The organism is Roseateles sp. GW821-FHT03B02 (genome assembly GCF_059421025.1).
The window spans coordinates 557,466-584,223 of record NZ_JBWKUV010000002.1; the positions used below are offsets into that span (position 1 = coordinate 557,466).

Below are 26,758 nucleotides of genomic sequence, written 5' to 3' on the forward strand. Positions count from 1 at the left end.
GCCCGTGAAGATCTCCCTGCAAGACTTGCGTGCGCGCCACGCCACGGCGCGCACGGCAGCGGCCGATGCGCTGGCCGGACTGACGCTGGACATCGCCGCCGGCGAACAGGTGGCCGTCATCGGCCCCTCGGGCGCAGGCAAGACGACGCTGCTCGAAGTGCTGGCCTGCGCCCGGCCGCCGCTCGCTGGCCGGATGAGTGTGGGTGATGTCCTGCCCTGGACGCTGCCCCGGCGTGCTCTGCAGGCCCTGCGGGGCCGGCTGATCCTCGTGCCCCAGGTGCCGCCGCTGCCGCCACGCCAGCGCGTCGTGACGGCCGTGCTCGCCGGGCGGCTGCCGAGCTGGGGGCTGTGGACGGCGCTGCGCTCGCTGTTCTATCCGGTCGACATCCCCGCGGCGGATGCGGCGCTGGCCGTCTTCGACATGAGTGACAAGCTCTTCGAACGCGTGGATCGCCTTTCCGGCGGAGAGCGCCAGCGCGTCGGGCTGGCAAGGGCGCTGGTGGCGCCGGCGCGGCTGTGGCTGGTGGACGAGCCGCTGTCCGCACTCGACCCGGCCCGCGCCGAGCGGGCCGTCACGGCCCTGGTGAACGAGGCAGCGGCCCGCGGCGTGACGCTGGTGGCGACGCTGCATCAGGTCGACACGGCGCTCGCCCATTTCCCGCGCATCCTCGGCCTGCGCGACGGCCACCTGATGTTCGACCTGCCGGCCGCCCAGGTCACGCCCGCACTGCTGGCCCGCCTCTATGCCCAGCACGAGGCCGAGCTGCATGGCGCGGCGCCGGCAAGCGACGGCCCGCCCGCGCCCTCGGTACCGGTGGTGATGCAATGCCGCTAAGCCGGGACGCCCACCGCGACCCGGCCTGGCAGGGGCGGGTCGTGCTGATGAGCGCGGCGGCCGTGCTGCTGTGGCCGCTGCTCGTGGCGGCCGAATTCAAGCCCTGGCTGCTGCTGGAACCGGATGCGCTGCGCGTGACCGGCCGCTTCCTCGCCAGCTTCCTGCCGCCAGCCCTGGGTGGCGACTTCCTGCTGATGCTGGCGCGGGAGACCTGGCGCACGGTGGCCATCGCGACGGCCGGCGTCACGCTCGGGCTGCTCATCGCCGTCCCGCTGACGCTGGCGGCCACTCGCACGCTGTCGGTATCGGCCCTCACGGGCCGCATGGCCGCCCTGCCCTTCGCCGCGCGCCAGGCCGTGCGCGGGCTGCTCATCGTGCTGCGCAGCATGCCCGAGCTGGTCTGGGCCCTCGTCTTCGTCCGCGTCGTAGGCCTGGGGCCTGCGGCTGGCGTGCTGGCCATCGCGCTGACCTATGGAGGCATGCTGGGCAAGGTCTACGCCGAGATCCTGGAGAGCGGGGACGCCCAGGTCACGCAGACGCTGCTGCGCAACGGCGCCACGCGGCTGCAGGCCTTTGCCTACGGCCTGCTGCCGCAGAACGCCGCCGAGCTGACGAGCTACACCGTCTACCGCTGGGAATGCGCCATCCGCAGCTCGGTCGTGCTGGGCTTCGTCGGCGCCGGCGGCCTGGGCCAGCAAATGGACAGCTCGATGAAGATGTTCGCCGGCGGCGAGGTAATGACGATGCTGCTCGTCTTTGTGGCCCTGGTGGCCCTGGCCGACAAGCTGAGCGCCGCGCTGCGGCGCGCACTGGGGTGAGAAGGCATGGCTGAGCCAAGTCCGCGGCGCCTGCCGCCGCCGCTGTTCAGCGCGCGCTGTCGGGCCTGCTGGCTGTTCGCCGGCGTGTTGGCCCTGGTGGCGGCCAGCTTCCTGTCGCTGGACCTCAAGCTGGGCAGCTTCCTGTCTGCCGATTCGCTTGCCAGCATGGGTCGATTCCTCGGCGAGTTCCTGCCCCCGGACCTGAGCCCGCCCTTCGTGGCCAGAGTCGCCGCGGGTGCCTGGGAGACGCTGGCCATGTCGGCCCTGGGTACCTTGCTGGCGGCGCTGGCGGGCGCGGCGATGGCCTTGCCCGCCAGCCGCCTGCACGGGCCGGCCCGTGGCGCGGTGCGCCTGTTGCTGAACGCGCTGCGCTCGGTGCCCGAGCTGGTGTGGGCGGCCATGCTGCTCATCAGCGCCGGCCTCGGGCCCTTCGCCGGCACGCTGGCCCTGGCCATTCACACCAGCGGCGTTCTGGGGCGGCTGTTTGCGGAGGCCATCGAGAACGCACCGCCCGGCCCGGGCGCCGCCCTGCGCGCCCAGGGCGCCGGCACCGTGCGTGTCTTCCTGTACGCCACGCTGCCCCAGGTGCTGCCGCAGCTGATGAGCTACACGCTGTACCGCTGGGAGAACAACATCCGCGCAGCGGCCGTGCTGGGCGTCGTCGGCGCCGGAGGCCTGGGCCAGCTGCTGATGTTCCACATGGGCCTGTTCCAGATGGACAAGACGGCCACGGTGCTGATGGCCATGCTCGTCCTCGTCACGCTGGTGGACGGTGCGAGCTTCGGGCTGCGCCGCTGGCTGACGCGTTAGCGCACGGCGCCGGGCAGATGGCTGGTCTCGGTCCAGCCGAGCAGCCGGCGCAGCTCCGGCGCCACCGGCAGCGGCTGCACGCCCTCCGGCACGCGCGCCAGCTCGAAGCGGCGCAGCTCCGGGCTGCGGAACACGGCGCCCTCGTGGCCCAGCCATGCGCGGCCACCGGACTCCACGCCCGCCACCGCCTGGCGGAACTCGTCGAGGCTGGCGAACTGCGTCTGGCAGGGCGTGGCCGCCACCGGCGCCCAGCTGATCAGGGGCTGGCCCGTGCCGGCACGCAGGTAGACGTTGCCGTCGACGCGGGCCGTCATCGGCTGCGTGACCTTGCCGCAGGTGACGGGCGACTGTTCGATGCGCAGCAGCGGCCCCTTCAGCGTCGCATCGCCCACCAGCAGATTGGCCTCGAAGACATGGCCCACCCGCTCGTTTACGTCCGGCCCTGTCTGCGGGTGCCAGCCGAAATGGTCACCCTGGGCACTGCGCTCGTTGCGGTCGATCAGCACCGGTGAATTGACGAAGGTGTTGTGCAGCACCTTGGCGCCCGCGCTGTTCAGCACGCGGACGCCCTGCTGGTTGTTGACGAAGACGTTGCCGGCCACCGTCACGCCCTTGGAGATCTCGAAGAACAGGCCCGCCTGCGTGCCCTCGACATGGTTGTTGACGAACACGCCGTCGCGGTTGCCGACGTCCCACCAGACGCCGTTGGAGTTGGGCTGGTCGATGACGAGGTTGTCGCGCACCGTCACGCGGTGGGACTGGTTGAAGATCTTCACCGCGGCCGGGTAGTAGCCGGTCAGCTTCTGGACGTTGTTGCGCCGGATCAGGTTGCGCTCCAGCAGCACGTCGGCCGAGCCGATGACGTAGATGCCCTCGGTACCGGTGTCGCTGATCAGCGAGTTGCGGATGACGAGCTTGTCGCCGCGGAAATAGCCCGCCACGCGCGAGCAGTGGCTGATGGTGACGTTCTCGAGCAGAGTGCCCACCACCTCCTTGCCATGCTCGCTTTCGGGCGAGGGGCCGACGGGATCGTCCGTGGGCTCCTCGGACACGGGCGTGGACGGCTTCTTGCCCTCGATGTCGATGGCGCGGTAGGCGTAGTGCGTGAAGGTGATGCCGCGCAGCGTCGGGCCCTTGCGGTCCGAGGCCTTGCCGTGCACGGGGCGCGACGGGCGGTGCAAGGCGATGTCGTGCGCCGTGATCTCGACCGTGCGGCCGGTCGGGTCGCTGCCGATGTAGACGAAGCCCTTGGCGTAGTCGATGTAGAAGCCCTTGGCGCTCAACTCGCCCTCCCAGCCGGCGGAATGCAGCGCCTCGCCGTCGATGAAGACCATGTCGTTGTTGAAACGGTGCAGGGGCGTCTGCATGCCCTCGCGGTCGCGCTGCCACCAACCCAGCGGCTGGGCCGGGAACAGCGTCGCCCATTTCGTGCGCCAGACGTTGCGGCCCAGGCTCTGCCACTCGGTCGCCAGCCGCGTGCCCTTGAGCACCGGCACCTCGTCCAGATAGGGCTGCATGGTGATGCCCTGGTTCAGTTGCAGCCCGCCGGTGCGGTAGGTGCCGCCGCGCATGACGATGGCGTCACCGGTGACGACGCGGCCGATGGCCGATTCGATGGAGGTGGGCTCGTCGATGGATGCGCCCGATGCCTGCGCCTTGCCGTCGGGCGCCACGAAGTAGACATGCCCTGCCTGGGGCACCGCGTAGCGCTGCGGCACGGGGCCGTAGGGGCCGCCGGAGGGCTGGGCCATGGCGGCCGCGCCGAGCCATTGCGCGACCAGCAGGCCGATCACGCCGACCCAGCGGCGCAGGGGGAACAAGGACGTCATGCAGTCTCCTGAAGCGAAAAGGTAGCGCTACCAATATTTGAGGGGCGAACGCTATCACGACCTGGTCCAAGGCGAAACAGGGGCATTAGATCCGATGATTTGTATTTATCACTACATAGTTGTAGTCTTCGATACATGAATTCATCCGACGAATCCTGGCTGCTGCTGGTCGTCTCCCTGCCCAGCTCCGGCGCCACCGCCCGCATGCGCGTCTGGCGCGGCTTGAAGGCCCTCGGCTGCGCGGCCATGCGTGACGGCGCCTACCTGCTGCCCGGTGCCCCCGAGCGCGCGCAGGCCCTGCAGACGCTGGCCGACGACTGCCTGCGCGAAGGCGGCAGCGCCTGGCTGATGGCCGTGCAGCCCCGCTCAGCGGATGAGGCGGCAACCTTCCGCCACCTCTTCGACCGCCACGCGGACTACGCCGAACTGCGCCAGACCTGGAAGGCCGCCAACGCCGGCCTCGCCGACCTGGCGCACGCCGAACTCATCCGCCTGCAGCGCAAGCTGCAGCGCGAGTTCGACGCGCTGCGCGCCATCGACTTCTTCCCCGGCGAGGCCGCCGTGGAGGCAGAGGCGGCCTGGACCGACTTCGGCAAGCGCATCGAGAGCCTGCTGTCGCCCGACGAGCCGCAGGAGACGGCGGGCCGCATCCCGCGCCTGGACGCCGCCGACTACCAGGGCCGCACCTGGGCCACGCGCCGCCGGCTGTGGGTGGACCGTGTCGCCAGCGCCTGGCTGATCCGCCGCTTTATCGACGGCCAGGCCCGCTTCCAGTGGCTGCCCCAGCCCTCGGACTGCCCCGCCGACGCTCTGGGTTTCGACTTCGACGGCGCCGCCTTCACACACGTCGGCAACCGCGTGACCTTTGAGACTCTGATGGCCAGCTTCGGCCTGGACGCCGACGCCGCGCTGCTGCGCCTGGCGGCCATCGTCCACGCGCTGGACGTGGGTGGCGACCCGGTGCCCGAGGCCAGCGGCTTCGAGGCCGTCATGTCGGGCGCCCGCGAGCGCCTGAGCGACGACGACGCGCTGCTGGCCGAGATGAGCACCGTGCTCGACTCCCTCTACGCCCACTTTCAGCGCGACGCCGCTGCCAACAAGGCCCCTGCCCGATGAGCGATACCGCCGCCCTGCCCCGCTACACCCTCTGGCAAATGGTGCGCTACATGCTGGCCCTGGGCAGCTGGGGCTTCGGCGGCCCGGTGGCCCTGGTGGGCTACATGTACCGCGACCTCGTCGAGCGGCGCGGCTGGATCGCCGAGAGCGACTACAAGGAAGGCATGGCCCTGGCCCAGCTGATGCCGGGGCCGCTGGCGGCCCAGCTTGCCATCTACCTGGGCTATGTGCACTACCGCCTGCCTGGCGCGACGCTGGCGGGCCTGGCCTTCGTGCTGCCCTCCTTCCTGATGGTCGTCGGCCTCGGCGCGGCCTACACGGCCTTCGGCGGCATCGCCTGGATGCAGGCCGTGTTCTACGGCGTCGGCGCCGCCGTCATCGGCATCATCGCGATGAGCGCCTGGAAGCTCACGACGAAGAACATCGGCCGGGACAAGCTGCTGTGGGCCATCTTCGCGGTGAGCGCCGCAGTGACGATCATCACCAAGTCCGAGGTCATCTGGGTCTTCCTCGGCTCGGGCGTGCTGGTCTGGCTGTTGCGCGCGCCGCCGAAGTGGGCCTCCGGGGGCAGCGTCAACGGCGTGGCGGCGCCGCTGGCCGCTTTCTTCGCGCTGGACCACCTCGACTGGCACAAGCTCGGCCAGATCGGCGCCTATTTCGCCTACGCGGGCAGCTTCGTCTTCGGCAGCGGCCTGGCCATCGTGCCCTTCCTGTACGGCGGCGTCGTGCAGGAGTACGGCTGGCTGACCGACCGCCAGTTCGTCGACGCCGTGGCCGTTGCGATGATCACGCCCGGGCCGGTGGTCATCACGACCGGCTTCATCGGCTTCCTGGTGTCGGGCTTCTGGGGCGCGGTCGTCGCCGCGGCTGCCACCTTCATCCCCTGCTACCTCTTCACCATCCTGCCGGCGCCCTGGTTCAAGAAGCACGGCAAGCGCCCTGGCATCGTGGCCTTCGTGGACGGCGTGACGGCGGCGGCCATCGGCGCCATCACCGGCGCCGTGATCGTCATCGGCCAGCGCTCCATCATCGACGTCGCCACGGCCGGGCTGGCCCTGGCCACGGTGGCCCTGCTGTGGCGCTTCAAGAAGCTGCCCGAACCGCTCGTCGTCATCGCGGCCGCCATCGCCGGGCTGCTGCTGCACCCGCTATTCCACCCCTGACCGTCACACCGGAGCTCCCATGGACCTGCAGACCCTGCCGCTGCCCTTCGACCCCACCGCCCTGCGCGGCCTGTCCGAGCGCCTGATCGTCAGCCACCACCAGAACAACTACGTCGGCGCGGCCAGGCGGCTGAACGCAATCCGCGCGCAGCTGTCGAGCCTGCCCTTCGGCCAGACACCCGGCTTCCAGCTCAACGGCCTGAAGCGCGAGGAACTGATCGCGACCAACTCGGTGCTGCTGCACGAGCTCTACTTCGCCGGCCTGGGCGGCGACGGCGTCACGATGGCGCCTGCCATGCAACTGGCCCTGGACGCCAACTTCGGCAGCGTCGAGCGCTGGCGTGAGGAATTCAGCGCCTGCGCCAAGGCTCTGGGCGGAGGCTCGGGCTGGATGCTGCTGGTGTTCCAGCCCCGCGAGGGCACGCTCGTGAACCAGTGGGCCGCCGACCACACGCATGCCGTCGCCGGCGGCATGCCCTTGCTGGCGCTGGACATGTACGAGCACGCCTACCACCTCGACCACGGCGCTGCCGCGGGCGCCTATGTGGACGCCTTCATGGGCAACATCGACTGGGCCGGCGTCTACGAGCGCTACCAGGCCGCCGTGCACGCCGCGAGCGAGCCGCTGGCAACGGATGCCGAGGGTCTGGAAAGTGCGGTGCTGCTCGACGTGCGGCGCCACGGCGTCTTCACGCAGGCGACCTCCATGATCCCCGGCGCCCGCTGGCGCGACCCCGCCGCGGTCGGTGCATGGGCCGCCGGACTGCCGGCCGGCGAGCCGCTGGTCGTTTACTGCGTCTACGGCCACGAGGTCGGGCGCGCGACGGCCCTGCGCCTGCGCGCCGCGGGCCGCGATGCACGCTTCCTGAGTGGCGGCATCGACGGCTGGGCAGCGGCTGGACGCGCAGTGGTGGACAAGCCGTGAGCACCCCGCCCCGCCTGGCCCTGCTCTACCCCGGCGACCGCGCCGCCCGCGAGCGCAGCGACCCGGCCGAGAGCCGCTTCGCCGCGCTGTTCGAGGCCTTTGCCGCGGCCGGCGTGGCGGCCGAGCCGGCCGTCTACCACGACGACTTCGCGGACGAGGTGGGCGAGCAACTGAGCCGCGTCGATGGCGTGCTGGTCTGGAGCAATCCCGTCGAGGGCGGTCGCCGCCGCGACCGGCTCGACGCGCTGCTGCGCGAAGCCGCCCAGGCCGGCGTCTTCGTCAGCACGCATCCGGACACGCTGCTCCGGCTCGGCACCAAGGATGTCCTCGTCGACGTGCGCGACCTGCCCTTCGGCAGCGATGCCCTGCGCGTCGACAGCCTGGCCCGGCTCGCCGCAGACCTGCCGGCGCGCCTGCAACACGGTGCGCGGGTGCTCAAGCAACACCGCGGCCACAGCGGCATCGGCGTCTGGCGCGTGGAGCAGTTGCGCGCGTCGCCGCTGCTCAAGGTGCGCCACGCGCAGCGCGGCAGCGAGGAGGAGTTGATCGACCTGCCGACGCTGCTGCAGCGGCTGGCGCCCTATTTCGAGCCGCACAACGGCGGCCACATGATCGATCAGGTCTGGCAGCCGCGCATTGTCGACGGCATGGTGCGGGCCTATCTCGTGGAGGACAGCGTGGCGGGCTTCGGCCACCAAGCCATCAATGCGCTGCACCCGGGAGAAACCACCACGAGTCCGCGCCTGTACCACCCGGCCGATCAGCCAGCTTTCCAGGCGTTGCGGCGATTGCTGGAAACGCAGTGGGTGGCAAAGTTGCGCGAGCGCGTCGGGTTGTCCCGGGAGCAGTTGCCGATGCTGTGGGACTGCGATTTCATGTTCGGCGAGCAGCCCGACAGCTTCGTGCTCTGCGAGATCAACGTCAGCAGCGTGTCTCCCTTTCCGCCCTCTGCCATCGCGCCGCTGGTGGCAGCGACGCGGGCGCGGCTCAGTGCGGCTTAGCGCGGCTTAGGCCCGACCAGCCCCAGCGCCAGCGCGATGCCCACCAGCACGATGGCGCCGCCCGCCACCATCTGCGCCGTGACGGCTTCGCCCAGGAACAGCGCCCCCCACAGGATGGCGAACAGCGGGATCAGGAAGGTGACGGACACCGCATTCGTCGGCCCCACGCGGCTCATCAGCCGGAAGTAGAGGATGTAGGCCAGCGCCGTGCACAGGGCGGCCAGGGCCAGGGCCGCGCCCCAGGCGACATGCCCGGGAATGGTGGCGGGCCACAGCCACGTGGCGGGCAGCGCCAGCAGCAGCGCGGCGGAGAACTGGCTGCCCGTGGCCACGGCCAGCGGCGAGGCGCCGGTGAGGTAGCGCTTGGTGGCGTTGGCGGCCAGGCCGTAGCAGAGCGTGGCCGTGGCGCAGGCGAGCACGGCCAGCAGGCCACTGTGGTCGGCGCCGGGCTTGAAGCTGGCCTTGTCCCAGGCAAGGAAGGCCACGCCGGCAAAACCGATGACCAGGCCCAGCACGCGCAAGCCGGTGAGCCCCTGGCGCAGCCAGACAAAGGCAACGATGGCCGTCCACAGCGGCGTCGTCGCGTTGACGATGCTGGATAGCCCGGCCGTGATGGACAGGGCCGCGAAGGAAAACAGCGCGAACGGAATTGCGCTGTTCAGCGCACCGACGAGCAGCAAGCCTTTCCAGTGCGTGCGCAGCTCGGCCAGCTGGTCGCGTGAGGCCAGCAGCGGGATGAGCATGGCGCTGGCCAGGCCCACGCGCACGGCCGCGAGCACGACAGGACCGAACTCATGGGCACCCAGGCGCATGAACAGGAAGGACGCGCCCCACAGCGCCGCGAGCAGCACCAGCTCGCCGATGTCGAAAGCCTTCATGCGGCGGTGCCCTCCAGACTCAGCAAGGCCTGCTTGCGCTCCAGCCCGCCGGCATAGCCGGTCAGCGAACCATCGGCACCGACAACTCGGTGACAGGGCACGAGCACGGAGATCGGGTTGCGCCCCACGGCCGCCCCGAGCGCCCGTGCCGCGCTGGCCCGTCCCAGCCGCCCGGCCAGCGCGCCATAGGTGGCCGGCTGGCCGGGCGCAATGGCCAGCAAGGCTTGCCAGACCTCGCGCTGGAAGGCGGTGCCCGCCGGGTCCAGAGGCGGCAGCGCAAAGGGCTTGCCGCTGAAGTAGGCCGCCAGCGCCGTGGCGGTGGCGGACAGCACGGCGTCGTGGCCGTCATCCTCGGGTACGTCAAGCACGCCGGGGTGATGCTTCTGCCCGTCGAACCATAGGCCCGAGAGGCCTGCGGCGCTGCGGGCCGCCGTCAGCGGGCCAAGAGGCGTCGCGATGCGGCGCTGCAGGATGTGATGACTCATGCATGTCTCCAAAGATGAAGGACGGCGTAGCTGCGGTAGGGGCGGTAGCGCTCAGCCGCTTCGAGATAGGCCTTGGGCGAGACAGGCGGGCCGTCGCCGCTGAGCGCCTTGCGCAACACCACGTCGCCCGGTGGGAATGTGTCGGGCCAGCTCCAGCCGCGCATCAGCATGTAGCTGGCCGTCCAGGGGCCGATGCCAGGAATCCGCGTCAACTCCTCGGCGGCGGCCTCGGGCGCGCCCTCGCGGCGGGCGAACGCCAGCGTCGGCCAGGCGGCAGCCAACGCGATGAGGCTGTCGGCACGGCGGCCGATGATGCCCAGCGATGCAATGTCGTCGCGCGTCGCGGCGGCAATGCGCTCGGGCGTGGGGAACAGGCGCCCGCAGCCGGTGGGCGCATCGGCCAGCGGCTCGCCAAAACGCTCGACGAAGCGGCCCGCCAGCGTGCGCGCGGCGGCCACTGTGACTTGCTGGCCCAGCACGGCACGCACCGTCAGCTCGAAGCGGTCCACGCAGCCCGGCAGGCGCTGGCCCGGCACGGCGTTCTCTCCGAGCGCGGCGGCGATCGCCTCGGGGTCGGCGTCCAGGTCCAGCCAGCGGCGCAGCAGCGGCAGTAGGGAGCCGACCGCCGGCCAAAGCGCGGGCGACAGTTCGACACCGACCTCGCCCGCCTTGTCGAAACTCACGCGCAGCCAGCCGGCATGGCGCTGGCCGGCATGCGCGAGCGCCAGCGTGCGGGTGACGGCGCGTCCTTCGACCAGCTCCACGCCGGCAACGGCGCGCGGTGCGAGGAAGGCCAGCACCCCGGCCACGTCATAGGGCCCGCGGTAGCCCAGGCGCAGGCGAGACACCGGCGCCGTGCCGCCACCCTCGCGTCGCAAGGCCGTGGGCTGCAGCCGGTAATGCTCGATGAAGGCGGCGTTGAAGCGCCGCAGGCTGGCAAACCCGGCCGCGTAGGCCACGTCCTGGACGGGCAAGGCACTGTCGGTCAGCAAGGCCTTGGCGAGCAACAGGCGGCGCGTCTGCAAGTATTGTAGCGGCGACACGCCATGCTCGGCCTGGAAGATGCGGCGCAGGTGGCGGCTCGTGATGCCGAGGTGTTTCGCCAGGTCTTCCACGCTGGCCTCGGCGTCGTCACAGGCGTCCAGCCACGCGGCGGCCTGCTGGGCCAGCGTGCGGGAGGCGTCCATCGTTGTCCACGGCAGGGCCCGCGGCGCCAGCTCGGGCCGGCATTTCATGCAGGGCCGGAATGCCGCAGCCTCCGCCTGGGCGGCCGTCGAGAAGAAGCGGCAGTTCTCTCGCCGCGGCAGGCGCACGCGGCAGACGGGGCGGCAGTAGATGCCGGTGGACGTGACGCCCACGTAGAGCCGCCCGTCGAAGCGCGCGTCGTGCGATTGCAGCACGGCGTAGGCGGCGTCGGGGGGCAGGATCTCGGGCGACATGCAGCCAGTCTAGAGGGCGGCCCTGCCAGATCCTGGCAGTTTCCGGACATGCTGCCCTCGCCGGCTCAGTCGTCGAAGAAGGCCGCGGGGTGGTGCTTCCTGAGCTGGGCGACGAAACCACTGTCGACGAGCTGCTGATAGGCGCCGAGGATGCGCTGATAGACCGCGTCCGGCATCGCGGGGCCGGCCGCGGCGTAGAGCTCGCGGTTGAGGTCGAGCGTCGCGCTGCGCACGGTCTCGGACGCCGCGCCCTGGCGAGGGCCCAGAGCGCGCAGGACCGCCTCGGGACCGATGACGACATCGACGATGCCGCGTTGCAGCAGGTTGAGCAGGTCGGTGTAGTCCTTGCCTTCGACGACGGTCGTGAAGCCGGCCGCCGAGAGCATGGCGCGACTGGCCGATGCGCGCATCGAGCCGATGCGCCGGCCCCGCAGCGCCGCCAGCTCGCGGGGCATGGCGCCGTCCTCGAACCGCGTGAGGATGGCGAACTGGAAGCTGCCGACCGGAAACAGCCAGCGGAACTGGGACTCTCGCTCCGGCGTGCGCGTGATGACGAGCGCGGCCTGGGCCTGGCCGCTCTGGACCATGGCCATGGCCCGCGCCCAGGGGAAGAACTGCAGCTCCGCGCTCAGCTCGGCCTGCTTGACGACGCGCTGGAAGAGTTCGAAGGCATAGCCCTCGGGGCCGTTGGCGCCGCGTGACAGGTAAGGGGGCACATCGCCGCTGACCCAGACGGCCGGCGCAGCCCGGGCCGGGCAGCCGAAGCCACCCAGCAGGCTGGCCAGAGTCGGAGCGAAAGCACGGCGCGACAGCATCGGAGAGGGGCCCAAGAGCCCCCGACTCTAGCCGGCCCGCGTGTCGCCTACATGGCCTTGAACAGATGGACGTAGGCGCGGCTGACGGGCAGCTCGCGGCCATGCCCGCGCACGCGGACGAAAAGCCGGCTCTGCTCGTCGCGGCGCGTGCCGGCGAGATGGTCGAGGTTGATGATGGTGGAGCGGTGCACCTGCCAGAACAGCTCGGAGTCGAGCTGCCCGGCGAGCTCGAAGATGGGCGTGCGGATCAGGTGCTCGGCCGTGGCCGTCTGCACGACGGTGTACTTGTCGTCGGCACGGAAGAAGAGCACGTCGCCGACCGGGATCTGGTGCATCAGCTCCCCCTGGGCGGCGCGGATGAAGCGCAGCCGTGCCGGCGAGGTAGCCGTCGGCAGCAGGCGCTTCAGCGTCTCGGCCAGGTTGCCCTCGGTGGCTGCGGGCGCCTCGCGCAGCCGCGCCACGCAGGCGGCCAGGCGCTCGGCCTTTAGCGGCTTGAGCAGGTAGTCCACAGCCCGTGCCTCGAAGGCGTCGATGGCGTACTGGTCATAGGCCGTCACGAAGACGACGCGGGTCGCGCCCTCGATGCCCTGGGCCACCTCCAGGCCGGTCAGGCCCGGCATCTGGATGTCCAGGAAGGCCAGGTCGGGCTCCAGCGCGGCGATGGCCTCGGCGGCGTCGACGCCGTTGGCGGCGGTCCTGACGATGTCCAGCTCCGGCCAGGCCTGGGCGAGCTGGGCCTTGAGGTACTGGGCCAGATGGGGTTCGTCGTCGGCGATCAGGGCAGTGGTCATGGCGTGGTCGGGGTCAGGGGAATCTGGATGAGGGCGCGGGTGCCGCCGCCTTCACGGGGCAGCAGTTCGAGGCTTGCCGCGGGGCCGAAGCGGGCTTTCAGGCGGGCGCGGATGTTGTCCAGGGCGACGCCGTTGCCACCCCGGCGCCGCGGGCCGCCCAGCCCCTGGCCGTCGTCGGCCACCTCGATGTGCAGCCGGTCTCCGACGCGCCGAGCAGTGACGGCCACCGTGCCGCCGGCGATCTGCGGCTCCAGGCCGTGGTGGATGGCGTTCTCCACCAGCGGCTGGGCCAGCAGCGGCGGCAGCTCGATGCCGCCGAGCTCGGCCGGCAACGACAGCGCCACCTTCAGCCGCTCGCCCATGCGCAGCTGCATCAGGCCGAGGTAGGCATCCAGCATGGCGAACTCCTGGGCCAGCGTGGTCGCGTCGCCGCGCAGCTGGCCGAGGCTGGCGCGCAGATAGTCGGTGAAGCGCTCCAGCATCAGCTTGGCCCGCTCGGGGTCGAAGTCGATGAGGCTTTGCACATTGGCCAGCGTGTTGAACAGGAAATGCGGCTCGATCTGGCCCTGCAGCAGCTTGAGCTGGGCCTCGGTCACGCGGGCCTGCAGGGCCTCCTGCTTCCAGCGGGCGCGGTAGCGCCAGCTCAGGACCAGGGAGATGGCCGCCGAGATCACCAGGAACTGGCGCCAGAAGCCCAGGTTGCCGAGTAGCTGCGGCAGGTTCTGGCCGGACCAGATGCGGTCGACGAACCACAGGCCCACGACGACGCCGCACAGGGCGCAGACGATGGACGAGCCCGAGAAGAACAGCGTCGAGCGCCAGTCCCGCCAGCCGGTGATGGTGTCCAGCCAGCGTTGCGGCGCCAGCTTCTCGAAGCCGCGAAAACCCAGGAAGAAGCACACCATCACGCAGACACTGACGAGCAGATTGCCCGGCACCTGCTCCCGCCACCAGGCCGGCGCGCCCAGGTTGCCGCGCTGCAGGCCTGCCATGACGGCGAAGAAGGTGCCGAAGCCCAGCGTCCACATCGCGTAGATCAGCAGCCGGAAGCGCCAGCGGTCGGGCCGGTACTTCATCAGCATGCGCTGGTGGCGCAGGGCCTGGGCGAGTTCCTCGGTGAATGTCATGGGGCGCGAGTGTAGGAAGGCCCCCGCCCCGGCTCCGCGGTTACAGCGACGAATCGACAGCGACGACGACGAACGGAGAGACACGCGGCCTGCCTACAATCCGCCGCGCTTTTCAAACCCGATTCTTCCGAGGCATCCATGCAGGTTCACGCATCCATCTTCAAGGCTTACGACATCCGCGGCGTCGTCGGCCAGACCTTGAACGAGGAACTTGCCGAGCACCTGGGCCGGGCCTTCGGCACCGAGGCCAAGGCCCTGGGCGAGAAGGCCGTGGCCGTGGGCCGCGACGGCCGCCTCTCCGGCCCTGGCCTGGTCGCCGCGCTGATCCGCGGCCTGAAGTCCACCGGCCTCGACGTCGTCGACATCGGCGCCGTGACGACCCCCATGCTCTATTACGTCGCCGCCACGCGCATCCAGCACGGCTGCAACTCCGGCATCATGGTCACGGGCAGCCACAACCCCAAGGACTACAACGGCTTCAAGATGGTCCTGAAGGGTGCCGCCGTCTACGGCGAGCAGATCCAGGGCCTGAAGCGCCGCATCGAGGCCGAGGACTACGCCAAGGGCAAGGGCCGCGTCGCCAAGATGGACGTCGGCGCCGAATACTCGGCCCGCATCGTCGGCGACTGCAAGCTGGCCCGGCCGATGAAGGTGGTGGTGGACAGCGGCAACGGCATCCCCGGCGCCTCGGCCCCGGCCATCCTGCGCGCACTGGGCTGCGAGGTCGTCGACATCTACTCCAAGGTGGACGGCGACTTCCCCAACCACCATCCCGATCCCTCGCGCCCCGAGAACCTGGAAGACCTCAAGCGCATCGTCCACGCCACCGGCGCCGAACTGGGCCTGGCGTTTGACGGCGACGGCGACCGCCTCGGCATCGTCACCGCCGACGGCGAAATGATCATGCCCGACCGCCAGATCATGCTGCTGGCCGCCGATATCCTGAAGCGCAACAAGGGCGCCGAGATCATCTTCGACGTCAAGTGCACCCAGCGCCTGGCACCGTGGATCAAGAAGCACGGTGGCAAGCCGCTGATGTGGATGACTGGCCATTCGCTGGCCAAGGCCAAGCTCAAGGAAACCGGCGCCCCGCTGGCCGGTGAGCTGTCGGGTCACATCTTTTTCAGCGAGCGCTGGTACGGCTTCGACGACGCCATGTACACGGCTGGCCGCATGCTGGAGATCCTGTCCCGCGCCAAGGATCCGAGCGCCGTGCTGAAGGGCCTGCCCAACAGCTTCAACACGCCCGAGATCAACGTGCCCTGCGCCGAAGGCGAGCACCATGAGGTCGTCAAGACGCTGAAGGCCCAGGCGACGCTGGCCGACTTCCCAGGTGCCGCCGAGCTGATCACCATCGACGGCCTGCGCATCGAGTACCCGGACGGCTTCGGCCTGATCCGCCCGTCCAACACCACGCCGGTGCTGGTGCTGCGCTTCGAGGGCCACACGCCCGAGGCGCTGGAGCGCATCCAGCACGACGTGCTGGCCCAGCTCAAAAAGGTCAAGCCGGACGCCACCTTCGCTGCGGGCCACTGAGCGCGCGATGCAGCGGCTGTGCTGGATGGCCTACGCGGGCCTCCTGCAACTGTTGACGCCCTTCTACCTGCTGCGCCTGTGGCGGCGCGGCGCCCAGGAGCCGCTCTATCGGCAGGCGCTGTCGGAGCGGCTCGGCTTTTTCAAGGGCCGGACGGAACCCGGCCGGCTGTGGATTCATGCCGTGTCGCTGGGCGAGACGCGGGCCGCCAGTGCGCTGATCGCCGTGCTGCGCGAACGCGAACCGGGGCTGCGCATCCTGCTGACCCAGTCCACCGCCACGGGTCGCGAGGCGGCGCAGGCGCAGTTGCGCGACGGCGACGCCATCGCCTGGCTGCCCTACGACACGCCGGGTGCAGTGCGCCGCTTCCTGCGCCACTGGCGGCCGCGGCTGGGCGTGCTGATGGAGACAGAGGTCTGGCCCACGCTTCAGCGCGAGGCTGAGCGGGCCGGCGTGAAGATGGTGCTGGCCAACGCCCGCCTGTCCGAGAAGAGCCTGCGCCAGGGCCGGCGGTTTTCCGCTCTGCTGCGCCCGGCCGCGCAGCGCATGACGCTGGCCCTGGCACAGACCGAGGCTGACGCCGAGCGCATTCGCCTGATGGGCACGGCACGCGTCGAGGTGGCCGGCAACTTGAAGTACGACATCGCCGTGGACGCCGGCCTGATCGCTCGCGGCAAGGCCTGGGCGGTGGACCTGCGGCGACCCGTGCTGATGCTGGCCGTCAGCCGCGAGGGCGAGGAAAAGGCGCTGCTGGACGCGTGGGTCAAGCAGCCCTTGCCGCGCCCGCTGCTGGCCATCGTGCCGCGCCACCCGCAGCGCTTTGACGAGATCGCCGGGCTGATCGAAGCCGCCGGCCTGACGCTGGCACGCCGCAGCAGCTGGGCCGACGAGCCGACGGCCGAGGCCCTGGCCGCCGACGTCTGGCTGGGCGACTCGATGCGCGAGATGCCGCTGTACTACGGCCTGGCCAGCGTCGCGCTGCTGGGCGGGAGCTTCGAGCCGCTGGGCGGCCAGAACCTCATCGAGGCGGCGGCCTGCGGCTGCCCAGTGCTGGCAGGGCCGCATACCTTCAACTTCGCCGAGGCGACCGAACTGGCGCTGGCGGCGGGCGCGGCGGAGCGCCATGGTTCTCTGGCCGAGGCGCTGTCGCGCGGGACCGAACTCTGCACGGACACCGACGCGCTGAACGCGATGGGCCAGCGCGCCCTCGCCTTCTCGGCGGCCCATCGCGGGGCCGCGTCGCGGATGGCGCAGGCTCTGCTGCAGCTGGCCCGCTAGCGGCGCAGGGCGATGGTCACGAGGGCCGAGGCGTCCTCCAGCGCCGTGACGCCATGCATCACGCCCCCCGCGACATAGAGCAACTGACCGGCGTTCAGCGCATGGGAGCTGCCTTCGAACGTGACGGCCACCGTGCCCTCGATGCAATGCACCGTGATCTCGCCGGGCACGCTGTGTGGCGGCAGGGACCGGCCCGCCGGCAGTACGAGGCGTATGACTTCGAGGTCGGCCGACTTGAAGAGGGCCGTCGTCTTCGCCTGGGCGAGCTCGGCGCCCAGCGGCCGCACATCGACGGCCTGACCGGGTTGGGCGTGGGGGATGGCCATGGCGCCGAGTATGCGCTCGGCAGGCGCCGATGCGTCAGGCGGCGACGCCCGCCCAGTATGCGTAGAGCAGGCGCAGGCTGGCTGTTACGAGGCAGGCGAAGGTCAGCGCCATGCCGAAGACGCGGAACCGATAGTTCTCGTCGAGCTGGCTGACGCCGTAGGCGTGCGAGACGCGCCCCGCCAGCAGTGTGAGGCCCAACAGGTGCACGAAGCCGCGGCCGGCGCCCGAGAGCTCGACGAAGTAGATCGCGAGCAGGGCCAGCGGAACGTACTCCGCGAAGTTGGAATGCACGCGCATGGCGCGCAGCATGGCCGTGTTGCCGCTGTCACCGATGGCGATCCTCAGCCGGCGGCGCAGGCGCAGGGTCCGCACGCTGAGGCCGACGAACAGCAGGGCCAGAAGCGCCGCATACAGGAAGACGACTCGCATGGTGCATACCTCCGAGGATGGCGCAACGACGCCTGGCGCATTGTGGGCGCAGGGGCGATCAGCCGCCGCGGCCCGCCTCGCCCCAGCCACCGCCCAGCGCCTTGACCAGTTGCGCCGTCGCCGCCCATTGCGCGCCGCGCAGCTGGGCCAGGGCGCGCTCCGTGGCCAGCGGCGTGCGCTCGGCTTCGGTCACGTCGAGGTAGCTGACCGCACCCTTGTCGTAGCGGCTCCTGGCCACGGCGAGGGCCTGGCTGCTTGAGGCCAGCGTGCGGCTCTGGGCGTCCATGGTGGCGGCGCGGCCTTGCAGTTCGGCGAGGGCGTCGTCCACCTCGCGCAGGGCCTGCAGCATGCGGCCGCGGAAGGCGGCGAGGGATTCGTCGACCGAGGCCTTGGACGCCGCCAGATTGGCCTTGTTGCGGCCGCCCTCGAACAGCGGCAGCGAGATGCTGGGGCCGACGTTGTAGAGCCGGGCCGGCGCCGAGATCAGTGAGCCAAGGTCTTCGCTGGAGTAGCCGAAGCTGCCGGTGAGCTTGATCGACGGATAGAAGGCGGCTTCCGCGATGCCGACCTGGGCGGTGGCGGCGTGCAGCTGAGCCAGACTCTGGGCCAGGTCGGGGCGGCGCTGCAGCAGCTCCGACGGCAGGCCGGCGCGGATGGCGGGCGGCAGCGGCAGGGACGTGGTGGCCTGCAGCTTGAGCTCGGCGGCGGCCTGGCCAGTCAGCGCGGCGATCTGATTCAACACCAGGGCCTGGCGGCGCGGCAGGTCGGCCACGTCGGCATCGGCCGAGGCGAGCTCGGCACGCACGCGCTCCAGGTCCTGGGTGGTGGATGAGCCGGCGTCGAAGCGGGTCTGCGCCACCTGGAAGGCTTTGGCGCGGCTGTCGCGCAGGCGGTTCAGCGCGGCGGCTTCATCGGCCAGGGCACGCCATTGCCAGTAGGCGGCAGCGACGTCGGTGGTCAGCGCCACGCGGGCGGCAGCGGCGTCCAGCGTGGACGCGTCGAGCTGGGCCTGGGCGCTCTCGGCCTGGCGCTTGACGCGACCCCATAGGTCCAGCTCCCAACCGATGCTGGCCGAGAGGCCGAAGGTCTCGCCTTCGAAGGTGACCGCGTGCCCGTTGAGCACCGGCGTCGTGGTGGCCTTGCCGGAGGTGCGCAGGCCGCCGGCATTGGCGCCGAGGTCCAGGCGCGGCAGTTCGTCGGCCTGTGTGGCACCGAACACGGCGCGGGCACGCTGCACGCGGGCGGCGGCGGCGGCCAGCGTCGGTGCGGCCTGCAGGGCCTGCGCTTCCAGCGCGTTGAGCTGGGCATCGCCGAAGATCAGCCACCAGTCGCGCTGCAGCTCGGCGCCGGCCGCCGGGGCAGCGGCGCGCCAGGCCGCAGGCGCGTTGGCGGCGGGCGCCTGGTAGTTGGGGCCCAGCGTCGTGCAGGCGGCCAGGGCCGCGGTGGCGACGAGGGTGAGGACGGTCTTGAACTGGATCATCTTGATCTCTCTTTCGGATTCAGTGCGCGGCTTCTGCGCTTGCGGCGCCGCCCATCACCTTCTTGCTCATCCAGACGATGGCCACGCAGCTGACGAGCGCGATGCCGAGGATGAGGAAGGCGTCGTTGTAGGCCATGACGAAGCTGTCGCGGCGCACGACGTTGTCCAGGGCCTTGAGAGCCATGTCCTGCGCCGCGGCCAGGTCGGCGCCCTTGGACGCGAAGTTCTGCGTCAGCGCATCCAGCCGCGCCTGCGTGGCGGGGTCGTAGAGGCTGACGGCCTCGCCGACACGCGCGCTGTGCAGGTGCTCGCGGTTGGTCAGCAGCGTGGCCAGCGTGGCGATGCCGACCGAGCCGCCGAGGTTGCGCATCATGTTGAACATGCCCGAGGCGCTGGGCAGCAGGTTGGGCGGGATGCCGCTCACCGCGAAGTTGGTCAGCGTGATCATGATCAGCGGCTGGCCAAGCGCACGGACGATCTGCGCGGCCAGCAGCTCGGGCCCGGCCGTGTCGGCGCTCATGTGGGTGTTCATGAAGCAGGAGATGGCGAACAGCCCCAGGCCCACGCTCATCATCACGCGGTTGTCCAGCTTGGTGGACAGCTTGGCCGCGAACGGCATGATGAAGAGCTGCGGCAGGCCCATCCACATGATCACCAGGCCGATCTGCATCGGTGTGTAGTTGGCGATCTGGCCCAGGTACAGCGGCAGAATGAAGGCCGAGCCGTAGAGGCCCATGCCGGTCGCGAAGGCGATGACGCCGGCGATCAGGAAGCTTGGGCGGCCGAGGATGTGCAGGTCGATGAAGGTGTTCTTGCGCGTGAGGCCCCGCCAGGCCCAGCCGTAGATGCCGGTGATGGCGAGCACGGCAGCCGTGATGATGAAGGGGCTCTGGAACCAGTCCTTGGCATTACCCTCTTCCAGCATGGCGGTGAGCGAGCCCAGGCCGATGGCCATGAAGGCGATGCCCCACCAGTCCACATCGCGCAGCAGCCGCAGGTTCATCGGCTCCTTGTCCAGGCCGATGGAGACACCCAGCATCAGCAGCACGCCCGGCACCCAGTTGATGTAGAAGATGCTGGGCCAGCCGTAAAGCTCAGTGAGATACCCACCGACCGTCGGGCCTAGCGTGGGGGCGAGCGTGGCCGTCATGCCGAACAGGGCCAGGCCAATGGGGCGCTTCTTGAGCGGCAGCTTGCGCGTGACCAGCGTCATCGCCATCGGGATCATCACGCCGCCCGTGAAGCCCTGGGCCGCGCGGAAGGCGATCATGCTCTCCAGGCTCCAGGCCATGCCGCAGAGCGTGCTGAAGATCAGGAACAGCGCGACGTTGATGACAAGGTAGCGCCGCGTGGAGAACACCACCGACAGGAAGCCCGCCAGCGGGATGACGACGATCTCGGCCACGAGGTAGGCGCTGGAGATCCAGGAGCCCTCCTCCTGCGTGGCCGACAGCGCGCCGAGGATGTCGCGCAGCGAGGAGTTGGTGATGGCGATGTCCAGCACCGCCATGAAGGCGCCCAGCAGGCTGGCCAGCACGGCTAGCCAGGTGCGGCCGCTGACCTTCTCGCCGGGCGGTGGGGGGAGGTAGTTTTCGTTGCCCATGCTGGCCCCGATTTACTCGCCGATTTCCACTTCGACCTGCACCGAGAGGCCCGGCACGATGCGGTTCGCCGCCTCGCCAAGGGACTTCAGGCTCTCGGGCTCGAACACCAGCTTGACCGGCACGCGCTGCACGATCTTGGTGAAGTTGCCGGTGGCGTTGTCCGGCGGCAGCAGCGCGAAGCTGGCGCCCGAGGCCGGGGCGAAGCTGTCCACCTTGGCCAGCAGGTCCTGGCCGGGGAAGGCGTCGACCTTGACGTGCACCTTCTGGCCCGGCTTCATCTTGGCGAGCTGGGTTTCCTTGAAGTTGGCGACGATCCAGGTCTCGGGCTCGACGATGGCGGCCAGCTGCTGGCCGGCCGTCACGCGCTGGCCCACTTCCACCGTGCGCTTGCCGATGCGGCCGTCGCTCGACGCCTTCAGCTCGACATAGCCGAGCTGGTTCTGCGCGTCCTTGAGCTGGGCCTGGGTGGCGCTCTTCTGCGCATTGGCGGACTGTCGGGCGCTCTCGGCGGCGGCCACGGCTTCCTTGGCGGCGGCGGCGCCGGCCTTGCGGGCGGCCAGGTCGGCGCGGGCCACGTCACGCGCGGCGAGCGCGGCGTCCAGCTCCTGCTTGCTCGTCGCGCGCAGTTCGGCGCCGAACAGCGTCTGACTGCGCTTGGCATCCAGCTCGGTACGGGCCAGCACGCTTTCGGCCTGCGCCACCTGCGAGTTCGTCACCGCGGCCTGGGCCTTGGCCTGGGCGATCTGCGCGGCACTTGTCGCGATGGATGCGTCGGCCTGGGCGATCTGGGCCTTCAGGCGCTCGATCTGCACGGCCGCGTCGGCCGGGTCCAGGCGCAGCAGCACGTCGCCGGTCTTCACCACCGCGTTGTCCTGCATGCGCATCTCGGTGACGACGCCGGCCACGCGCGTGGCCACCGGGTGGATGCGGCCGGCGACGAAGGCGTTGTCGGTCTCCACCAGGTGCTGGCTGCGCCACCACATGCGGCCGCCCAGGCCGATGCCGCCGATCAGCAGGATCGCGCCCACGATGAGCAGGGGCACCGGCGGGCCGCTCTTGACGGGCTTGGGGGCGGCAGCTGCGTTGTCTTGCGGTGCGTTCATGACAGGGTTTCCTTGTTGTGGGTGCTTGGGGTTGTTCTTGGGAGTGTTCTCGGGCTCAGGCGGCCCATGCCGCCGGACTGGAATCGCTGCAGGGCCGCGACGACCTGGCCTTCGTCGCTCATGACGAAGGGGCCGTGGCGCACCAGGGGTTCGAGCAGGGGCCGGCCGCAGAAGCAGGCCAGGCGCAGGGCGTCGTCGGCATGGATCCGCGCCGAACCGCCGACGGGCAGGCTGAGGGCGCGGCCGCTGGACAGCGGCAACTCGCCCGCGCGTCCGTCGCCCTGGATGACGAGGGCAAAGCCCTGCTCGCCCGCCGGCAGCGCGAGGTCGAAGGCGGCGCCGGGCTGCATGTCCACCAGCACCAGCGAGGTCGACCAGGGCAGGTCCAGCCCCGTGTCGGCACCAAAGACCTGCACCGCCCGCCAGCCCTCGCCCACGCGGCGCGGCATCTGCTCGGGCGACAGGCGCATGATGGTTGGCGTGCGCAGCTTCTGCTCGGCCGGCAGGTTGACGAAGATCTGCAGGCCGTGGGCCTCGCGGCCGGCCTCGATGGGGAACTCGTCGTGCATGACGCCGCGGCCAGCCAGCGTCCAGTGCAGGCCGCCGGGCAGGATCTCGTGCTCGCCGCCCAGGGAGTCGCGGCTGACCAGGCCGGTGGCCGAGTCGTCGAAGAGATAGGTCACCGCCGAGAAGCCGGCATGCGGGTGGGGTGCGAACACCGCCTCGCTCATGCGGAAGTGGTCCACCATGATGAAGGGGTCCAGCAGCGCCATCGGCTCGCGCCAGCCCTCGGCCTGGAAGCCGGCGCCGATGCGGTGCCTTTGGGGCTGAATAAGACGGGTGGTTGACATGCTGGCCGCGACTGTAGAGAGTTCCATTTCCGGCGAACAGCCACAAATTCCAAACGGACCGTTCCGGAAACGAAACGAGACAAAGCGACATGAAAGTCGATGACCTTCTGCTGCTGGCCCAGGTCCACAAGGCGGGATCGCTGTCCGAGGCGTCGCGCCAGCTCGACCTGCCCAAGGCCACGCTGAGCCGGCGGCTGACCGCGCTGGAAACCTCGGTGGGCGCGCGCCTCTTTGTCCCCGGCGCCAGCCGGCTGACGCTGACCGAGCTTGGCGAGCAGCTCGCCGAGCGCGCCGCGCGGCATGACGAGGACATTGCCGAGACCCGCGAGTGGCTGGCCTCGCGCGACGCGACACCGGCCGGGCGGCTGCGGGTGTCGGTGCCGGCCGAGTTCGCCATGCTGGTGCTGGCCGATAGCTTCGCCCGCTTCGTGCGCCGCTACCCTCGGGTGGAGCTGGAGGTGGACACCACTCCCCGCCGCATCGACCTCTTCAACGAGCCCTACGACGTGGCCGTGCGCATGGGCACGGTGGACGAGCCCGACCTCATCGCTCGGCAATACATGTTGCTAGAGCGCGGCATGTATGCCAGCCCCGTCTACCTGCAGGCCCGGCCCGCGCCGCAGACACCGGCCGACCTGGCCGAGCATGACTTCGTGGTGCTGACCCAGGGCAAGGGCATGTACCGCACGCTGCAGAACGGCAGGCAGACGGCGACGGTCGAGGTGCGCGGTCCGCTCGAAGCCAACTCCATCGGCCTGGTGCTGTCACTCACCCGCGCCGGCGGCGGCCTCGGCAGCTTCCCGTTCGGCATGGTGGCGGCGGATGTCGCGGCCGGCACGCTGGTGCCGGTGCTGCCCGACTGGCGCTACGAGCCGCTGCCGGTGCACCTGCTGACGGCGAGCCGGCGGCTGATGCCGTCCAAGACGCGGGCCTTCATTGACCACCTGTTCGAGACCAAGCCGGAGTGGGCGAGAACGGCGCTGCTGAGTACGCCGGCGAGGGATTGAAAGCGAGGCGAATCGCAGTCGCACCACAGCCGGAGCGCCGGCCAGCGCTGCGCCAACAGCGTCATATCCGCGCTGCAGTGCCGGGCGAGGGGCTTTCGAACCCCACGCCTGCGGAACTTCGCTGCAACGTCGAGCTTCTTTACAGCCGAGCATCTGCGGACAGCGCGTCGGGCCGTTGCCTCATGGGCGGGCACGGCATGTCTTTATGTGAGGCTCAGAAATTGCTTGTTTCGGACCGGCCGTGCCAGACGCCGTCAACCGGGTGTCGTCAGGCGGCTCAATCCGACCAAAGGAGACTCCCATGCGTCCAGACGCCGCCATCAGCCCCTCCGCCTCCACGGCGCCGCAGTGGCGTAGCGCCGTGAAGCCGATCCGGGCCACCTGCCGCTGGCTGGCTCCCCTTGGGCTTGCGGCGAGCCTGTCGCTCGCCCCGATGGCAGCGTCGGCGTCCTTCGTCTACACCTATGTCGGCAACAACTTCACGTCTGTGACGGGCACCGGTCTCACCACCAGCAACCACGTCGTTTTCGAGTTTGAGACCGCGACCGCCCTGGGCACGGGATTCATGTTCCTGGACCCGCTGGCCTGGCAGTTCACGTCCGGTGGCGTGAGCTTCGGCTCGGGCGATGCCGGCGCCACCCTCATGCTCAGCAACCTGGGCGCGATCTACCTGAGCCTCGACAGCCTCGGCCTGAATTCGATCTGCACGGGCGGCCAACTGGCAGGCCAGGGCTCTTTCGTCCTCAACAACGGCCGCAGCCCCGGCTCGATGCTCACGGGCACCTCCTGCACGAACATGGTCGATAACTTCGACCAGGTGTCGGTGAGCGTGCCCAGCCCCTCGACCGGCTCCACCCATGGCTACAGCAGTTTCACGGTGCGGGAACGGGTGCAGCAGCAGCCTTCGAACGCTCTGCCGGAACCGGCAACCCTCGTCTTGGCAGGGCTGGCGATGCTGGCGGCGGCCGGCGGCCGGCGCATGGCCTGGCGGCGGACGTGAAGACAGCGGTTGAGTTGCGCGCTGTTCGGGCGTGCGAGCAGGGCTGAGCAGCGAGCCGATCAGCCGCCGCTCGCGAGCAGGGCCCTGAGGCCCTCCTCGTCCCGTACCTCCACCCCCAGCGCCCTCGCCTTCTCCAGCTTGCTGCCGGCCTCCTCGCCGGCGATCACGTAGCTGGTCTTCTTGGACACCGAGCCGCTGACCTTGCCGCCCGCTTCCTCGATCAAGGCCTGGGCCTCGTCCCGGGACAGCGTGGGCAGCGTGCCGGTCAGCACCAGCGTCTTGCCCAGCAGCGGGCGCGGCCGGTCGTCGGCTTCGCCGGCGCTTTCCTTAGGCTGCACGCCGGCCGCCAGCAGCTGCTCGACGACCTCCACGTTGTGCGGCTGCGCGAAGAAGGTGTGGATGCTGGCCGCCACGATGGGGCCCACGTCCGGCACCTCCAGCAACTGCTCCACGCTGGCGGCCATCAGCTTGTCCAGCGTGCCGAAGTGGCGGGCCAGGTCCTTGGCCGTCGTCTCGCCGACCTGGCGGATACCCAGTGAAAACAGGAAGCGGGCCAGCGTCGGCGTCTTGCTCTTCTCCAGCGCGTCGACGATGTTCTGCGCACTCTTCTCCGCCATGCGATCCAGCGCCGCGAGCTTGGCCACGCCGAGCTTGTAGAGACCGGGCAAGCTGGTCACGATGCCCGCATCGACGAGCTGCTCGACGAGCTTGTCGCCCAGACCCTCGATGTCCATCGCGCGACGGCCGGCGAAGTGCAGCATCGCCTGCTTGCGCTGGGCCGGGCAGAACACGCCGCCGGTGCAGCGGTAGTCCATGCCGCCGCGCTCGCGGGCGGTCTCGGTGCCGCAGACCGGGCATTCGCGCGGCAGGCGGAAGTTGGGCACGTAGCTCGGCCGCTCACCCGGCACGCGGCCCACCACCTCGGGAATCACGTCGCCCGCGCGGCGGACGATGACCTTGTCGCCCACGCGAACGCCCTTGCGGCGCATCTCGAACAGGTTGTGCAGCGTGGCGTTGCTGACGGTCGTGCCGCCGACGAATACCGGCTCCAGCCGCGCCACCGGCGTCAGCTTGCCGGTACGCCCCACCTGCACGTCGATGGCCAGCAGCGTCGTCACCTGCTCCTGCGCCGGGTATTTGTGCGCCACGGCCCAGCGCGGCTCGCGGGTCTTGAAGCCCAGCCGCGCCTGCAGCTCGCGCGAGTTGACCTTGTAGACGACACCGTCGATGTCGAAGGGCAGCGCGTCGCGCTTGGCGGCCATGGCCTGGTGGAACTGCACGAGGCCGGCCGGCCCCTGCACCACGGCACGGTCGCCGTTGACGGGCAGGCCCAGCACTGCGAGCGCATCCAGCAGGCCGGCATGCGTCGCGGGCAGATCCCAGCCCTGCACTTCGCCCAGCCCGTAGGCGTAGAAGCACAGTGGCCGCTGGCGCACCAGCGCTGGGTCGAGCTGGCGGATGGCGCCGGCCGCCGTGTTGCGCGGGTTGACGAAGGTCTTGTCGCCACGCTCGCGCTGGCGCTCGTTGAGCTTCTCGAAATCGTCGCGGCGCATGTAGACCTCGCCGCGCACCTCCAGCACCGCGGGAGGGTTGCTGCCGATGAGCCGCAACGGGATCTGGCCGATGGTGCGCACGTTCTGCGTGACGTCCTCGCCCGTCTCGCCGTCGCCGCGCGTGGCAGCCTGCACCAGCACGCCGTTCTCGTAGCGCAGGTTCATCGCCAGGCCGTCGAACTTCAGCTCGGCGGCGTACTCCACCGGCGGGTCGGCCTCGGTCAGCGCCAGCTCGCGGCGCACTCGGGCATCGAAGGCGATGGCGCCGCCCTCGGTGGTGTCGGTCTCCGTCGTGATCGACAGCATGGGCACGATATGGCGCACCGGCGTCAGCCCGGCCAGCACGGCGCCGATGACGCGCTGGGTGGGTGAATCAGGCGTCAACAGCTCGGGATGGGCAGCCTCGATGGCCTGCAGCTCGGCGAAGAGCTTGTCGTACTCGGCATCCGGCAGATCGGGCGCGTCGAGCACGTAGTAGAGATGGGCGTGATGGTTGAGCTGGGCGCGCAATTCGGCGGCACGCAGTGCAGGATCAGCAGTCATGCCCGCATTGTCGCGGG

At 70.3% G+C, this 26,758-nt stretch carries 25 protein-coding genes; 11 read left to right on the forward strand and 14 right to left on the reverse strand.

Annotated elements, in window-relative coordinates; all coding sequences use genetic code 11:
* The first annotated feature begins 4 nt into the window (after positions 1–4).
* From AC07VX_RS08965 to phnE, 3 genes are read left to right on the forward strand one after another with little or no spacing between them, the layout of a single operon-like run.
* A complete protein-coding gene (locus AC07VX_RS08965) occupies positions 5–835 on the forward strand; it encodes a phosphonate ABC transporter ATP-binding protein (RefSeq protein ID WP_493164357.1) in 831 nt (276 codons plus the stop codon).
* Complete coding sequence (locus tag AC07VX_RS08970) at positions 826–1,653, forward strand: PhnE/PtxC family ABC transporter permease (RefSeq protein WP_493164358.1); 828 nt, start codon at positions 826–828, stop codon at positions 1,651–1,653. The genes AC07VX_RS08965 and AC07VX_RS08970 overlap by 10 nt, the downstream gene beginning before the upstream one ends.
* A 6-nt stretch (positions 1,654–1,659) precedes the next feature.
* Positions 1,660–2,463, forward strand: a complete 804-nt coding sequence (phnE, locus tag AC07VX_RS08975; protein ID WP_493164359.1) for a phosphonate ABC transporter, permease protein PhnE — start codon at positions 1,660–1,662, stop codon at positions 2,461–2,463.
* Here the strand turns inward: phnE and AC07VX_RS08980 are convergent.
* On the reverse strand, positions 2,460–4,292 hold the full coding sequence (locus tag AC07VX_RS08980; protein ID WP_493164360.1) for a right-handed parallel beta-helix repeat-containing protein: 1,833 nt from the start codon (positions 4,290–4,292) through the stop codon (positions 2,460–2,462). The two genes, phnE and AC07VX_RS08980, sit on opposite strands and share 4 nt — an antisense overlap.
* Positions 4,293–4,427: 135 nt before the next feature.
* Between AC07VX_RS08980 and AC07VX_RS08985 the strand changes: the two genes are divergently transcribed.
* From AC07VX_RS08985 to AC07VX_RS09000, 4 genes are read left to right on the forward strand one after another with little or no spacing between them, the layout of a single operon-like run.
* Complete coding sequence (locus tag AC07VX_RS08985; RefSeq protein WP_493164361.1) at positions 4,428–5,408, forward strand: chromate resistance protein ChrB domain-containing protein; 981 nt, start codon at positions 4,428–4,430, stop codon at positions 5,406–5,408.
* Positions 5,405–6,571, forward strand: a complete 1,167-nt coding sequence (locus AC07VX_RS08990) for a chromate transporter (protein ID WP_493164362.1) — start codon at positions 5,405–5,407, stop codon at positions 6,569–6,571. The genes AC07VX_RS08985 and AC07VX_RS08990 overlap by 4 nt, the downstream gene beginning before the upstream one ends.
* Positions 6,572–6,590: 19 nt before the next feature.
* Positions 6,591–7,496: a Fe-Mn family superoxide dismutase gene (locus AC07VX_RS08995; protein WP_493164363.1), complete on the forward strand. Its 906-nt coding sequence runs from the start codon at positions 6,591–6,593 to the stop codon at positions 7,494–7,496.
* The gene (locus AC07VX_RS09000) at positions 7,493–8,497 is read left to right on the forward strand and encodes a Cj0069 family protein (RefSeq protein ID WP_493164364.1); all 1,005 of its coding nucleotides are present in this window, start codon (positions 7,493–7,495) and stop codon (positions 8,495–8,497) included. The genes AC07VX_RS08995 and AC07VX_RS09000 overlap by 4 nt, the downstream gene beginning before the upstream one ends.
* On the opposite strand, the gene AC07VX_RS09005 is transcribed toward AC07VX_RS09000, so the two are convergent.
* The 6 genes from AC07VX_RS09005 to AC07VX_RS09030 all read right to left on the reverse strand — a co-directional run bounded on the left by AC07VX_RS09005 (position 8,494) and on the right by AC07VX_RS09030 (position 14,032).
* Complete coding sequence (locus AC07VX_RS09005) at positions 8,494–9,375, reverse strand: DMT family transporter (protein WP_493164365.1); 882 nt, start codon at positions 9,373–9,375, stop codon at positions 8,494–8,496. The two genes, AC07VX_RS09000 and AC07VX_RS09005, sit on opposite strands and share 4 nt — an antisense overlap.
* Positions 9,372–9,860, reverse strand: a complete 489-nt coding sequence (locus AC07VX_RS09010) for a methylated-DNA--[protein]-cysteine S-methyltransferase (RefSeq protein WP_493164366.1) — start codon at positions 9,858–9,860, stop codon at positions 9,372–9,374. Before AC07VX_RS09010 ends, AC07VX_RS09005 begins: the two co-directional genes overlap by 4 nt.
* Positions 9,857–11,299: an Ada metal-binding domain-containing protein gene (locus tag AC07VX_RS09015; protein WP_493164367.1), complete on the reverse strand. Its 1,443-nt coding sequence runs from the start codon at positions 11,297–11,299 to the stop codon at positions 9,857–9,859. Before AC07VX_RS09015 ends, AC07VX_RS09010 begins: the two co-directional genes overlap by 4 nt.
* 65 nt (positions 11,300–11,364) lie before the next feature.
* Positions 11,365–12,114: a substrate-binding periplasmic protein gene (locus tag AC07VX_RS09020; RefSeq protein WP_493183883.1), complete on the reverse strand. Its 750-nt coding sequence runs from the start codon at positions 12,112–12,114 to the stop codon at positions 11,365–11,367.
* 47 nt (positions 12,115–12,161) lie between these two features.
* Entirely contained in the window at positions 12,162–12,905 is a 744-nt protein-coding gene (locus AC07VX_RS09025; protein ID WP_493164369.1) for a LytR/AlgR family response regulator transcription factor, read from the reverse strand.
* Positions 12,902–14,032: a sensor histidine kinase gene (locus AC07VX_RS09030; RefSeq protein WP_493164370.1), complete on the reverse strand. Its 1,131-nt coding sequence runs from the start codon at positions 14,030–14,032 to the stop codon at positions 12,902–12,904. Before AC07VX_RS09030 ends, AC07VX_RS09025 begins: the two co-directional genes overlap by 4 nt.
* 138 nt (positions 14,033–14,170) lie before the next feature.
* Here AC07VX_RS09030 and AC07VX_RS09035 point away from each other — a divergent pair, with 138 nt between their 5' ends.
* Positions 14,171–15,568, forward strand: a complete 1,398-nt coding sequence (locus tag AC07VX_RS09035) for a phosphomannomutase/phosphoglucomutase (protein ID WP_493164371.1) — start codon at positions 14,171–14,173, stop codon at positions 15,566–15,568.
* A 7-nt stretch (positions 15,569–15,575) separates the two neighbouring features.
* On the forward strand, positions 15,576–16,844 hold the full coding sequence (locus tag AC07VX_RS09040; RefSeq protein WP_493164372.1) for a 3-deoxy-D-manno-octulosonic acid transferase: 1,269 nt from the start codon (positions 15,576–15,578) through the stop codon (positions 16,842–16,844).
* On the opposite strand, the gene AC07VX_RS09045 is transcribed toward AC07VX_RS09040, so the two are convergent.
* The 6 genes from AC07VX_RS09045 to AC07VX_RS09070 are packed head-to-tail and all read right to left on the reverse strand — an operon-like array spanning position 16,841 to position 22,638.
* Positions 16,841–17,170, reverse strand: a complete 330-nt coding sequence (locus AC07VX_RS09045) for a cupin domain-containing protein (protein WP_493164373.1) — start codon at positions 17,168–17,170, stop codon at positions 16,841–16,843. The two genes, AC07VX_RS09040 and AC07VX_RS09045, sit on opposite strands and share 4 nt — an antisense overlap.
* 34 nt (positions 17,171–17,204) lie before the next feature.
* On the reverse strand, positions 17,205–17,600 hold the full coding sequence (locus AC07VX_RS09050) for an MAPEG family protein (protein ID WP_493164374.1): 396 nt from the start codon (positions 17,598–17,600) through the stop codon (positions 17,205–17,207).
* Between the two features lie 58 nt (positions 17,601–17,658).
* Positions 17,659–19,080 (reverse strand): efflux transporter outer membrane subunit, encoded by a 1,422-nt coding sequence (locus AC07VX_RS09055; RefSeq protein WP_493164375.1) that lies wholly within the window; start codon positions 19,078–19,080, stop codon positions 17,659–17,661.
* A 19-nt stretch (positions 19,081–19,099) separates the two neighbouring features.
* Complete coding sequence (locus tag AC07VX_RS09060) at positions 19,100–20,683, reverse strand: DHA2 family efflux MFS transporter permease subunit (RefSeq protein WP_493164376.1); 1,584 nt, start codon at positions 20,681–20,683, stop codon at positions 19,100–19,102.
* A 12-nt stretch (positions 20,684–20,695) separates the two neighbouring features.
* Entirely contained in the window at positions 20,696–21,787 is a 1,092-nt protein-coding gene (locus tag AC07VX_RS09065; protein WP_493164377.1) for an HlyD family secretion protein, read from the reverse strand.
* The gene (locus AC07VX_RS09070; RefSeq protein ID WP_493164378.1) at positions 21,784–22,638 is read right to left on the reverse strand and encodes a pirin family protein; all 855 of its coding nucleotides are present in this window, start codon (positions 22,636–22,638) and stop codon (positions 21,784–21,786) included. Before AC07VX_RS09070 ends, AC07VX_RS09065 begins: the two co-directional genes overlap by 4 nt.
* 89 nt (positions 22,639–22,727) lie before the next feature.
* On the opposite strand from AC07VX_RS09070, the gene AC07VX_RS09075 reads away from it, so the two are divergent.
* Both AC07VX_RS09075 and AC07VX_RS09080 read left to right on the forward strand, forming a co-directional pair.
* Entirely contained in the window at positions 22,728–23,645 is a 918-nt protein-coding gene (locus AC07VX_RS09075; protein WP_493164379.1) for a LysR family transcriptional regulator, read from the forward strand.
* A gap of 301 nt (positions 23,646–23,946) precedes the next feature.
* A complete protein-coding gene (locus AC07VX_RS09080; protein WP_493164380.1) occupies positions 23,947–24,645 on the forward strand; it encodes a hypothetical protein in 699 nt (232 codons plus the stop codon).
* Positions 24,646–24,704: 59 nt separating this feature from the next.
* On the opposite strand, the gene ligA is transcribed toward AC07VX_RS09080, so the two are convergent.
* Complete coding sequence (ligA, locus tag AC07VX_RS09085; protein ID WP_493164381.1) at positions 24,705–26,741, reverse strand: NAD-dependent DNA ligase LigA; 2,037 nt, start codon at positions 26,739–26,741, stop codon at positions 24,705–24,707.
* Between the last annotated feature and the right edge of the window lie 17 nt (positions 26,742–26,758).

Bases quoted from the DNA above. Each gene is read 5' to 3' on its own strand.
- AC07VX_RS09050 (WP_493164374.1), bottom strand. From the start codon at position 17,600: ATGCGAGTCGTCTTCCTGTATGCGGCGCTTCTGGCCCTGCTGTTCGTC.
- AC07VX_RS09030 (WP_493164370.1), bottom strand. From the start codon at position 14,032: ATGACATTCACCGAGGAACTCGCCCAGGCCCTGCGCCACCAGCGCATG.
- AC07VX_RS09075 (WP_493164379.1), top strand. From the start codon at position 22,728: ATGAAAGTCGATGACCTTCTGCTGCTGGCCCAGGTCCACAAGGCGGGA.
- ligA (WP_493164381.1), bottom strand. From the start codon at position 26,741: ATGACTGCTGATCCTGCACTGCGTGCCGCCGAATTGCGCGCCCAGCTC.
- AC07VX_RS09065 (WP_493164377.1), bottom strand. From the start codon at position 21,787: ATGAACGCACCGCAAGACAACGCAGCTGCCGCCCCCAAGCCCGTCAAG.
- AC07VX_RS08995 (WP_493164363.1), top strand. From the start codon at position 6,591: ATGGACCTGCAGACCCTGCCGCTGCCCTTCGACCCCACCGCCCTGCGC.
- AC07VX_RS09035 (WP_493164371.1), top strand. From the start codon at position 14,171: ATGCAGGTTCACGCATCCATCTTCAAGGCTTACGACATCCGCGGCGTC.
- phnE (WP_493164359.1), top strand. From the start codon at position 1,660: ATGGCTGAGCCAAGTCCGCGGCGCCTGCCGCCGCCGCTGTTCAGCGCG.
- AC07VX_RS09010 (WP_493164366.1), bottom strand. From the start codon at position 9,860: ATGAGTCATCACATCCTGCAGCGCCGCATCGCGACGCCTCTTGGCCCG.
- AC07VX_RS08985 (WP_493164361.1), top strand. From the start codon at position 4,428: ATGAATTCATCCGACGAATCCTGGCTGCTGCTGGTCGTCTCCCTGCCC.
- AC07VX_RS09055 (WP_493164375.1), bottom strand. From the start codon at position 19,080: ATGATCCAGTTCAAGACCGTCCTCACCCTCGTCGCCACCGCGGCCCTG.
- AC07VX_RS08970 (WP_493164358.1), top strand. From the start codon at position 826: ATGCCGCTAAGCCGGGACGCCCACCGCGACCCGGCCTGGCAGGGGCGG.
- AC07VX_RS09040 (WP_493164372.1), top strand. From the start codon at position 15,576: ATGCAGCGGCTGTGCTGGATGGCCTACGCGGGCCTCCTGCAACTGTTG.
- AC07VX_RS09060 (WP_493164376.1), bottom strand. From the start codon at position 20,683: ATGGGCAACGAAAACTACCTCCCCCCACCGCCCGGCGAGAAGGTCAGC.
- AC07VX_RS09080 (WP_493164380.1), top strand. From the start codon at position 23,947: ATGCGTCCAGACGCCGCCATCAGCCCCTCCGCCTCCACGGCGCCGCAG.
- AC07VX_RS09025 (WP_493164369.1), bottom strand. From the start codon at position 12,905: ATGACCACTGCCCTGATCGCCGACGACGAACCCCATCTGGCCCAGTAC.
- AC07VX_RS08980 (WP_493164360.1), bottom strand. From the start codon at position 4,292: ATGACGTCCTTGTTCCCCCTGCGCCGCTGGGTCGGCGTGATCGGCCTG.
- AC07VX_RS09045 (WP_493164373.1), bottom strand. From the start codon at position 17,170: ATGGCCATCCCCCACGCCCAACCCGGTCAGGCCGTCGATGTGCGGCCG.
- AC07VX_RS09015 (WP_493164367.1), bottom strand. From the start codon at position 11,299: ATGTCGCCCGAGATCCTGCCCCCCGACGCCGCCTACGCCGTGCTGCAA.
- AC07VX_RS09005 (WP_493164365.1), bottom strand. From the start codon at position 9,375: ATGAAGGCTTTCGACATCGGCGAGCTGGTGCTGCTCGCGGCGCTGTGG.
- AC07VX_RS09070 (WP_493164378.1), bottom strand. From the start codon at position 22,638: ATGTCAACCACCCGTCTTATTCAGCCCCAAAGGCACCGCATCGGCGCC.
- AC07VX_RS09020 (WP_493183883.1), bottom strand. From the start codon at position 12,114: ATGCTGTCGCGCCGTGCTTTCGCTCCGACTCTGGCCAGCCTGCTGGGT.
- AC07VX_RS08990 (WP_493164362.1), top strand. From the start codon at position 5,405: ATGAGCGATACCGCCGCCCTGCCCCGCTACACCCTCTGGCAAATGGTG.